The 10,817-nt window shown below is 34.1% G+C and carries 11 protein-coding genes; all 11 read left to right on the top strand.

Features of this window, described 5'->3' with window-relative positions; all coding sequences use genetic code 11:
• Nucleotides 1-41 precede the first annotated feature (41 nt).
• Entirely contained in the window at nucleotides 42-2,078 is a 2,037-nt protein-coding gene (gene flhA, locus OCV48_RS06380) for a flagellar biosynthesis protein FlhA (RefSeq protein WP_449495040.1), read from the top strand.
• 1 nt (nucleotide 2,079) lies between these two features.
• Nucleotides 2,080-3,231, top strand: coding sequence for a flagellar biosynthesis protein FlhF (gene flhF / locus OCV48_RS06385; RefSeq protein ID WP_021983634.1), 1,152 nt, complete (start codon nucleotides 2,080-2,082; stop codon nucleotides 3,229-3,231).
• Nucleotides 3,231-4,115 (top strand): nucleotide-binding protein, encoded by an 885-nt coding sequence (locus tag OCV48_RS06390; RefSeq protein WP_021983633.1) that lies wholly within the window; start codon nucleotides 3,231-3,233, stop codon nucleotides 4,113-4,115. The genes flhF and OCV48_RS06390 overlap by 1 nt, the downstream gene beginning before the upstream one ends.
• Before the next feature lie 10 nt (nucleotides 4,116-4,125).
• A complete protein-coding gene (locus OCV48_RS06395) occupies nucleotides 4,126-4,863 on the top strand; it encodes a flagellar brake protein (RefSeq protein ID WP_021983632.1) in 738 nt (245 codons plus the stop codon).
• A 36-nt stretch (nucleotides 4,864-4,899) separates the two neighbouring features.
• Complete coding sequence (locus tag OCV48_RS06400; protein WP_147591429.1) at nucleotides 4,900-5,976, top strand: protein-glutamate methylesterase/protein-glutamine glutaminase; 1,077 nt, start codon at nucleotides 4,900-4,902, stop codon at nucleotides 5,974-5,976.
• Complete coding sequence (locus tag OCV48_RS06405; protein WP_147591430.1) at nucleotides 5,966-8,020, top strand: chemotaxis protein CheA; 2,055 nt, start codon at nucleotides 5,966-5,968, stop codon at nucleotides 8,018-8,020. Before OCV48_RS06400 ends, OCV48_RS06405 begins: the two co-directional genes overlap by 11 nt.
• A gap of 14 nt (nucleotides 8,021-8,034) precedes the next feature.
• Nucleotides 8,035-8,499: a chemotaxis protein CheW gene (locus tag OCV48_RS06410; protein WP_147591431.1), complete on the top strand. Its 465-nt coding sequence runs from the start codon at nucleotides 8,035-8,037 to the stop codon at nucleotides 8,497-8,499.
• A gap of 17 nt (nucleotides 8,500-8,516) precedes the next feature.
• Nucleotides 8,517-9,140, top strand: a complete 624-nt coding sequence (locus OCV48_RS06415; RefSeq protein ID WP_147591432.1) for a chemotaxis protein CheC — start codon at nucleotides 8,517-8,519, stop codon at nucleotides 9,138-9,140.
• A gap of 14 nt (nucleotides 9,141-9,154) precedes the next feature.
• Complete coding sequence (locus tag OCV48_RS06420; RefSeq protein WP_021983627.1) at nucleotides 9,155-9,643, top strand: chemotaxis protein CheD; 489 nt, start codon at nucleotides 9,155-9,157, stop codon at nucleotides 9,641-9,643.
• A 33-nt stretch (nucleotides 9,644-9,676) separates the two neighbouring features.
• Nucleotides 9,677-10,006, top strand: coding sequence for a hypothetical protein (locus tag OCV48_RS06425; RefSeq protein ID WP_021983626.1), 330 nt, complete (start codon nucleotides 9,677-9,679; stop codon nucleotides 10,004-10,006).
• A 53-nt stretch (nucleotides 10,007-10,059) separates the two neighbouring features.
• On the top strand, nucleotides 10,060-10,817 hold a 758-nt coding region (locus OCV48_RS06430; protein ID WP_147591552.1), incomplete at its 3' end, for a FliA/WhiG family RNA polymerase sigma factor.

Genomic DNA, 10,817 nt, shown 5'->3' on the forward strand with positions numbered 1-10,817 from the left:
TTAATTAGAATGACAATAAAAAAATACGGAAGGAGAGCAAAATTGTGAAAAAAACAGATTTAGGCGTTGCACTATATTTATTAGCTGCAATTGTATTTATGATTATATCTGTGCCATCAGGACTATTAGATATACTTCTCGCAATAAATATGTTTGTGTCAATGGTAGTTCTTTTCAATGCTTTCTTTTCAAAAGAACCACTTGATATGTCGGCATTTCCTACGATTTTACTATTGACGACAATATTTAGAATTTCGCTTAATATATCATCTACAAAATTGATTCTTAAAACAGGTAATCCAGGTAAGGTCGTAACTACATTTGGTAACTTTGTTGGAAAAGGGGATCCAATAATCGGTGTTATTGTTTTCATAATTCTTATAATTGTACAGTTTATGGTTATTAACAAAGGTTCAGAAAGAGTTGCTGAAGTAACGGCAAGATTTACTCTTGATGCGATGCCAGGTAAACAGATGGCTATTGATGCTGACCTTAACACAGGTGCAATAAATGATCAACAGGCTAAGGAAAGAAGAGAAAAATTAGCTAAGGAATCAGCATTCTTTGGTTCTATGGACGGTGCTGTTAAGTATGTAAAGGGAGATGCTACAGCTGGTCTTGTTATAACCTGTGTTAATATCATAGGTGGAATTATTATGGGAATTACAAGAGGTGGAATGAGTGCATCAGATGCATTTAACTACTATACGATTATTACAATCGGTGATGGTCTTGTAAGCTCAATTCCGTCTCTTATGATTTCACTTGCAACAGGTATTCTGGTCACAAAATCAGAGGGAACAGATGAACTTGGTGGAACAGTATTTAAGCAGTTATTTACAACTACAAAAGTATTATATTATGTTGGAGGTGCATTAATATTCTTAGGAATTGCCACACCCCTTCCATGGTATATATTCGTTACATTTGGTGTAGCAGCAATTATAATCGGTAAGAGAAAGAGCAATATGGAAGAGATTGCCGAAATAGAGAGTGAAGTTGATGAAAGTGAAGCAGAGGCAGAAGAGATAAGAAAGCCGGAAAATGTTACTTCACTGTTACAGGTTGATCCGATTGAGTTAGAATTCGGTTATGGAATAATACCACTTGCTGATGTGAATCAGGGAGGAGATTTGATTGACCGAGTTGTAATGATTAGACGACAGATTGCGTTAGAACTTGGTGCAGTTGTTCCAATAATAAGATTACGAGATAATATACAGCTTAATCCTAACCAATATATTATTAAGATAAAAGGTATACAGGTAAGTGAAGGAGAGATTCTGTTTGACCATTATATGGCAATGAATCCGGGATATGTAGAAGAAGAGATAAGTGGTATTCCGACATTTGAACCATCTTTTCATCTGCCTGCACTTTGGATAACTGAAAGTCAGCGAGAAAGAGCAGAGACATTAGGATATACGGTTGTAGATCCTCCATCAATAATTGCAACGCATTTGACAGAAGTAGTCAGAAATCATATTGATGAACTGCTTACCAGACAAGATGTACAGAATCTTATTAATAATATTAAAGATTCTAATCAGACACTTATTGATGAACTTATTCCTAAGTTATTAAATATCGGCGAGATACAAAAAGTATTACAGAATCTGTTAAGAGAGGGTATATCTATAAGAGATTTACTTACAATATTAGAGACCCTGGCAGATCATGCGACAGTGACAAGAGATACAGATGTTCTGACAGAGTATGTAAGACAGAGCTTAAAACGTGCAATTTCTAATAAATTCTTTGTACCTAATGAGGCTACAACTGTTGTTACATTAGATCCGAAGATTGAGCAGGATATCATGGCATCCGTTAAACAGTCAGAACAGGGTGCATATATCACACTTGATCCTGAAGAGACTAAGAAGATTATAAAATCAACAGAAGAAGAAATTAATAAATTAGAGAAGATGGGTAAGGTTGCAATAATCATAACTTCACCTATTGTCAGAATGTATTATAAAAAGTTAACACAGGATTATTTTAAAGATTTAGTTGTTGTGTCATACAATGAAATAGAATCAAATGTAGAATTACAGTCAGTTGGGATGGTGAGCATTTAAGATGATAATCAAAAAGTTTGTAGCGAATACTGAGCAGGAAGCAGTTATGATGGCTAAAGAGGAAATGGGAAGTAATGCGGTGGTTTTAAATATTAAGACCACTAAACAAAGAGGCTTTAAACGTCTGTTTAAGAAGGATACAGTAGAGATTACAGCAGCCTTGGAGGATAAGACTACATCATCTATCCCAGTTAGTAGAATAAATATAGCCGTAGATGATAATATAGAGAAAGAAGAGAGAAAACCTACTGCCATAGAGGAGAAACTTGATAATCTTCAGTCTATTTTAGAATCAAGAATGGCTAATCCAGAGGAAAAGGAATTAGATAATGTTAAGACAGAGAAGAATGCCAACATTACATTTATACAGTTAATATATAATCAATTACTTGAAAATGAGGTTGATGAGAAATATATTAACCAGATTATTTCTGAAATTGAATCATCATTAAAGAAAGAAAGTAATCTTGATACAATTTTAGCCTCAGTATATCAGAAAATCGTATTGAAAATTGGAAGTCCTGTTGAGATTTCACTAGAGGATAAAAAGACAAAGATTGCATTTTTCGTTGGACCAACAGGAGTAGGTAAGACTACAACTATAGCTAAGATTGCATCAATGTTTAAGTTAGATAAAGAAGCTAAGGTTGCCATGATTACATCTGATACATATAGAATTGCTGCAGTTGAGCAACTTAGAACTTATGCTAATATCTTAGATGTACCTCTTCAGGTTGTGTATACCATAGAGGAGCTTAACGATGCCATAGATAAATTCAAAGAATATGATTTGATACTTGTAGATACGGCAGGAAGATCGCATAAGAATAAGGAGCAGTGTATGGAAATGCTTCATTTTGCAAATGATTGTGTTATTCCTGAAGATTGTACAAAAGAGGTATTTATTGTATTAAGTGCATCGACTAAATATAAAGATCTGGAAAATATTGTAGATGTATACAGTGAAATAGGCAATTATAATATCATTTTTACAAAATTAGATGAGACATCTGCATTTGGTAATATATTAAATATTAAGCTTAAAACGGGGGGCAACTTATCATATGTGACAAGTGGACAGGTTGTACCTGATGATATACGTCTTATAGATGCACAGAAGATGGCAAAAAGTCTGCTAGGGGGTGTCGAATAATGGATCAGGCACAGAACCTTAGAAATATAGTGAAGAAAAACACAGTTGTAAAGGAAAATGAGAAGAAGTCAAGAATAATAACTGTTACAAGTGGTAAGGGAGGTGTAGGTAAGACAAGTGTGTCTATTAATCTGGCAATACAGTTTAGGTTACAGGGTAAAAGTGTCATAATTTTTGATGCTGATTTCGGACTTGCTAATATTGAAGTTATGATTGGAGCTATTCCTAAATATAATCTTTCAGATTTAATATATCGTGGAAAAGATTTGAATGATATAATAATGAAGGGTCCAATGGATATCGGCTTTATATCTGGTGGCTCAGGTATAAGTGGATTAGGTGACCTTACAAAAGACCAGTTGACATATCTTGTATACAAGATTAAAGAATTAGAAAGTATGGCTGATATAATAATTATTGATACAGGTGCAGGGATATCCAGTGCAGTTATGGATTTTGTAGTTGTTAGTAATGAAGTTATATTAGTTACAACTCCTGAACCAACCTCTATAACAGATTCATATTCACTTCTTAAAGCACTTAATAAACGCGATGATTTTGACAAAAGTCAAAATCATATCAAGATAGTGGCAAACAGAGTAAGAAATTATGAAGAGGGTGCTAATCTGTATAATAAATTAAATGTTGTTGTAAATAAGTTTCTCAACTTTAATATAGAATTTTTAGGAATAATTGAAAATGATGAAAATATGTCAAAAGCAGTAATTCAACAGAAACCGATTTCAATGGCATATCCTAATTCAAAGGGAGCCAAGTCGTTTAAGAAGATATCAGATACATTGTTAGAGAAGAAGACAACAGATGAGGATGAACAAAAGGGACTTGCGTTTATGCTGTTAGGAAGATTTAAACGTAAGAAGTGAGGTGAATAGTATGCTTTCGAAGATTGTAACATTAGGAGATAGAATCGAGATAACCAAGTCAGAGAATAGTGAACGAAGAAAATTAAGTGATGAGAAATCTGTTTTTGACAGACCATTAATCAGCCAGGTATATGATGTTATTGACGAAACACAGTTAAAGATTGCTATGCCTATTGTTGAAGGCAGAGTAGTTCCACTTGCTGTAAATGGACGTTTTGACATTTGTTTTATAACATCTGGAGGTTTGTATAAGAGCCGTTTTGTGGTACTTGACAGATATAAAGAAAATGGTCTGTATGTATTATTAATTGAGTTAGTCTATGAATTAAAAAAATATCAAAGAAGGCAGTATTACAGACTTGAATATACGAAAGATTTCGAGTATATAGTAATTGACGAAGATACAGAGAAACTGATTATTGAAGATGAGAATATGATTAAAGAGATATTAGACAATAATAAGTTAAAAAAAGGAATTATAATAGATATCAGTGGAGGAGGTATAAGATTCGCCTCAAGAGATAAACTAGAAGAAAAGTCAAAGGTTCTGTTAAAATTAGATATATCATTAAGTAATAATAAAAAAGTATATGGCATTATGGGAAAAGTTTTGTCTTCAAGAAGTCTGTTAAATGATGAAACAACATATGAACAGAGAATAGAATATATGGAGATTCCAAATAGTACCAGAGAGACAATTATCAGGTATATATTTGAGCAGGAAAGACTTATGAGACAAAAAAATTAGTTTTCTGCCGAAAGCATCTGGAAATGGAGGCTTGTAATGCAAAAATATAAAATTTTAATAATTGATGACTCTGCACTTATGAGAAGAGTAATGTCTGATATAATAAACACAGATAATCGTTTTATGGTTGCGGATATAGCAGTCGACGGTGTTCAGGGATTAGATTTTCTGATTAGAAATAATGGAAAATATGATGTTGTTCTTTTGGATATCAACATGCCTAAGATGAATGGACTTGATGTGTTAAAGCGGATTAAGAGATACAATCTTAGGTGTAAGGTCATTATTGTAAGTACATTAGTAAAAGAGGGAGCAACAGAGACAATTCTTGCACTTGAGGACGGAGCAATTGATTTTGTCCTGAAACCGTCTGATACAAATGGCAGTACAGTAGAAGAATTCAGAAAACGTCTTATAGAGGCAGTGGCAGTTGCTACAGGTTCAGTTAAAGATGAAGGTAATTCAAGACAAAAGATTATCACAGGAAAAACAAGTGTAACTTCTAAAGTGATTTCAGGTAACGATAAGATAGTCGCAATAGCCTGTTCCACAGGTGGACCTAAAGCATTAAAAGAAGTGATGCCAATGTTGCCAAAGAATCTGAACGCACCAGTTATAATAGTACAGCACATGCCGGCAGGTTTTACAAAGTCATTAGCCGAGAGGTTAAATGAATTAAGTAAGATTGAAGTGACGGAAGCAAAAGATGGTGAACTTTTAAGAAAGGGACATGTGTATATAGCACCGGGAGGCTACCAGCTAAGAATTAAAAATGAAAAAGGGTGTGGACATATTGTTAAGATTACAGATGAAGCACCCAGGGAAGGCTTAAAGCCTTGTGCTAACATAATGTACGAATCACTTTCAGAGACTGCTTATGACAGTGCAATATGTGTTGTACTTACGGGAATGGGTTCAGATGGAACCAAAGGTATTGAAAAATTGAAACAAAAAAAAGAGGTATATGTAGTTAGCCAGGATGCCAATACAAGTATAGTTTATGGTATGCCAAGGGCAATCATAAATGCAGGTCTGGCTGATGAAGTATTACCATTAGATGAAGTTGCACAGGCAATAATAAAAAGCGTGGGGGTGCTAAACGATGGACGTTAGCCAATATTTAGAGATTTTTATCGATGAAACAAATGAACATTTACAAAGCCTTAATGAGCAGTTGCTTATTATTGAGAAGGAACCTGAGAATACTGATACTATTAACGAGATATTCAGAGCAGCACATTCGTTAAAAGGTATGGCAGGTACAATGGGCTATAAGCGTATGCAGAAGCTCACACATCAGATGGAAAATGTATTTTCAGAGATTAGAAATGGTAAGATGAAAGTCACACCTAATCTTGTAGATGTGTTATTCCAGTGTCTTGATGCCCTTGAAAGTTATCTTGAGATAATTCAGGAGACTGGAGATGAGGGAGATAACGATAATGAGGCAATTTTAAACCAGTTAGATGCTATTTTGAATGGCGGTGCTCCACAGACAGAGAAGAAAGAAGAAACTGTGACACAGACTGCACCTGAGAAGAAGGCTGATGATGGAAAAAAAGAAAAATACAAGGATTTTGTATTTGCAGACTTTGAAAAACATGCAATAGAAGAAGCATTCGAAAAGAAGATGAATGTGTATACAATTACTGTATTTGTAGATGAAGCATGCCTTTTAAAAGCCGCAAGAGCATTTTTAGTATTTAAGAACTTAGAGAGCGTTGGTGAGATTATTAAATCTAACCCACCTGCACAGGATATAGAAGATGAAAAGTTTGACTTTGATTTCAGTATATGTGTAATTTCAAGTGAATCTCTTGAGAAAGTTCTTGGAGTTATCAAGAATGTATCAGAGATTAAAGATGCAATCGGTGAGAAGTTAGAAAAACTTCCTGAAGAAACGAAGAATGAAACAGCGGTTGCAGAGAAAAAAGAAGAAAAGAAAGAGTCAAAAGCTCCTGCCAAGGGAAGCAGTAATAAGCCGGCAACAGGTAAACCTATTGTTAACCGTTCTGTCAGAGTAGATATAGAGAAACTTGATGTATTGATGAATCTCGTCAGCGAGCTTATCATTGCTAAGAACGGTCTTGTATCACAGAGCGTATCTGATGCAAGCGTTAAATCACAGGCATTTAATGAACAGATTGAATACTTAGAGAGAGTTACAACTAATCTTCATGAATCAGTAATGAAAGTCCGTATGATGCCTATTGAGACAGTTACACAGAAATTCCCTAGAATGATTAGAGATTTATGTAAGAAACTCAATAAGAATATGGAACTTGTAATGACAGGTGAAGATACAGAGTTAGACAGAACCGTAATCGACGAAATCGGTGACCCTCTAATGCATTTACTTAGAAATTCAGCTGACCATGGCCTTGAATCACCAGAGAAGCGTGCTGAAAGAGGCAAGCCTGAAGTTGGTATAATAAGACTTGATGCATATCAGGATGGTAACAATGTTGTTATTGAAGTTGGTGACGATGGTAATGGTATTGATGTTGAAGCAGTAAGAAATAAAGCTGTTGAAAAAGGAACCGTTACACCTGAACAGGCAGAACTTATGTCTGATAAAGAGGTAATTGATTTATTATTTAAACCAAGCTTCTCAACAGCGAAGGTTGTTTCAGATATTTCAGGACGTGGCGTAGGTCTTGATGTTGTTAAGACTAAGATAGAATCACTTGGTGGTGATATTGAAGTTAAGACAGTCTTAGGCGAAGGAAGTACATTCGTAATCAGATTACCACTTACATTAGCTATTATTCAGGCATTAATGGTAGAGTTAGGTGATGAAAAATATGCTATTTCATTAGGAGGTATACAGACTATCGAAGATATTCCAGTGTCAGAGATTAAGTATGTACAGACTAAGGAAGTAGTCAACTTAAGAGGTACTGTTATACCACTTATAAGATTAGATTCAGTTTTAGATATCGAACATGCAGAAGATGACGAAAGTCTTACAGTTGTAGTTGTTAAGAAAGGTGATAAACTTGCAGGCCTGGTAGTAGATAAGTTAATCGGACAGCAGGAAATCGTTATTAAGTCATTAGGTAAATACATAAGTAATAGCAGCAAGATAATAGGCGGAGCTACGATATTAGGTGATGGCGAAGTTGCCCTTATTCTTGATGTTAACACATTATTATAATGGGGGTGGCTAAAGTGGATACAAACAAATTAGAAACTAAACTTGAAACAAAACAATATATAGTTGTAAATATCGGTGAAGAACAGTATGGAATAGACATTAGCTATGTAGATAATATAGTTAAGATGCAGAAGATAACAAGAGTTCCAAAGTCACAGAAATATTTCAATGGTGTAATTAATCTTCGAGGCGAGATAATTCCAATTATGAGCCTTAGAAGAAGATTTGCCTTGGAAGAAGATGTATTTACAGATAAGACAAGAATAATTATTTTGAAGCCTGAACAGCAGGAACCAATTGGAATAATTGTCGATATGGTTAAGGAAGTTGTTAATTTATCAGAACAGGACGTTGATAAGATGGCAATTGATGCACAGGATGAATTGTCTAAATATATCTGTGGAATCGGTAAAAATAACAATAATAATACATTAATTTCATTACTTAATATAAATAATGTAATTGCTGAAAATCAGTAAGCTGAAGGTGTGGTGTCATGTCAAAAATAGATTTAAACGAATTAAGCTCCATGCAATATGATGTTCTTAAAGAACTTGGTAACATTGGTGCAGGTAATGCGACAACTGCATTGGCTCAGATGATTAATAAAAAAGTAGACATAGGAGTACCTCATGTGCGACTGGTAGATTTTAATGAAATATCTACTATAATTGGTTGCGAAGAAAATGTAATGGTAGGCATACTTATTATGTTAAGCGGAGATGTGAATGGTATGATGATGTTTCTGCTAGATGAGGCAATTGCAAAGAATCTTGTTAATATCTTAATGGGAAGAGAAGATGATAGTCTTAATTTTGATGACATAGAAATGTCCGCAGTAATGGAAATTGGAAATATTATTTCAGGCGCATACTTACGTTCATTGTCTGAAATGACTAATTTAAAAATTGATGTATCAGTTCCAATGCTTCAGATTGATATGGCTGGTGCAATATTAAGTGTTCCAGCAATAGAATTTGGAAAAATAGGAGATAAAGTTCTTCTGATAGAAACAGAATTTGATGAGGCTGCTGATAATAACGAAACTATAAGTGGCTACTATATTCTTGTTCCTGAACTTGAATCTTATGAGAAAATCTTAGAATCTTTAGGTGTCTAGGAGGAAATCAGCAAATGGATGAAATTGTGAAGGTTGGTATGGCTGATATGAAAATATGTGAACCACCTAAGGGCCTTACGACGCTTGGGTTAGGTTCATGTGTTGGAGTCGTAATATATGATGTTAAAACCAAATTAAGCGGTATGGTACATGTAATGCTACCCGACAGCACTAAGATTAGAAATAATGCAAACAGAGCAAAATTTGCAGATACTGGAATTTTAGATTTGTTTGAAAGTATGATTAACAGTGGTTCAAGGAAGAATGACCTGATTGCAAAGATAGCAGGTGGAGCACAGATGTTCGCATATGGCTCTGTTAATAATGATTTGATGCGTGTTGGCGAGAAAAATGTAGAAGCTGCAAAAGAAATTCTGACAGATTTAGGAATACCCATTATCGCAGAGGATACCGGACTTAACTATGGTAGAACCATAATATTTGATTCCAATAATGGAAATCTGATTATAAGATCAGTTGGTAAAACTGAAAAAGTGATTTAGAAATGTTAATAACAAACCGGGAGAGTGGTTTATATGAATAGAACCAGATATATACCATCAATAGTTATGTTAGCAGCAGATTTTGTAGCATGCATAGCGACTATTTATTTCAGATATACAACCAGACAAATAATGCTTATTGTACTTGCAACAAGTGTAATATTCTTAGTATTAGGTTTATTTATTAAAATGTTTGCAGAAAAATATCTGGTAGTAGATACGATGAAAGAAGTTCTTGAGGAAGATAGCGAAAATACACAGGAAGAAGATACAGATACGGATAAAAGTAATAATAAAGATAGTAATAAAGAAAATAAAAATGATAGCAAAAAAGAAAATTCTAAGAATACAAAAGAAGATTAGTTAAGTATTTGTAAAATAATAAAGAGTAAAGATAAAGAGACTTGGAGGCAACGATGGACGAGAACTCAAGAAACCATTTATGGAAAGAGTATATGAGTACTAAGAATAGTGAAATAAGAGATAAAATAATACTAGAATATGCTCCGCTTGTTAAGATTGTTGCCGGAAGACTGAGTATTTATTTGGGATATAATGTGGAATATGATGATTTGGTTGGATATGGAATATTTGGCTTAATTGATGCAATAGATAAATTCGATTATGATAAAGGTGTAAAATTTGAAACATATGCAAGTCTAAGAATAAGAGGAGCTATATTAGACCAGATAAGAAAAATGGACTGGATTCCAAGATCATTAAGGCAGAAGCAAAAGAAGATGGAAGCGGCCATAAGTAAAATAGAAACTCAGTATGGAAGACCGGCTAAAGACGAAGAAATAGCAAGTGAATTAGGAATAGAGACAGAAGAACTCATAAGCTGGCAGGGACAGGCCAAGATTACTAATATTATTTCACTTGATGAATTCGTTGAGGCAGCAGGCGAGAAAGAAGTTAATGCAATTAAGTCTAATTCATATGAGCAGCCTGAAAGTATTGCACTTAAGAATGAAATTAAGCAGCAGCTTATGGATTCATTAGAAACATTAACTGATAAAGAAAGAAAAGTTATTCTGTTATACTATTATGAAGAACTTACACTTAAAGAAATCAGCAAGATACTTGAAGTATCTGAATCGAGAGTATCACAACTTCATACGAAAGCATTGCAGAAGATGAAGGTAAAATTAGGCGATTATATGGAGATTTTAAA

It is taken from the genome of Bovifimicola ammoniilytica (assembly GCF_025567085.1).
GTDB lineage: Bacteria > Bacillota > Clostridia > Lachnospirales > Lachnospiraceae > Bovifimicola > Bovifimicola ammoniilytica.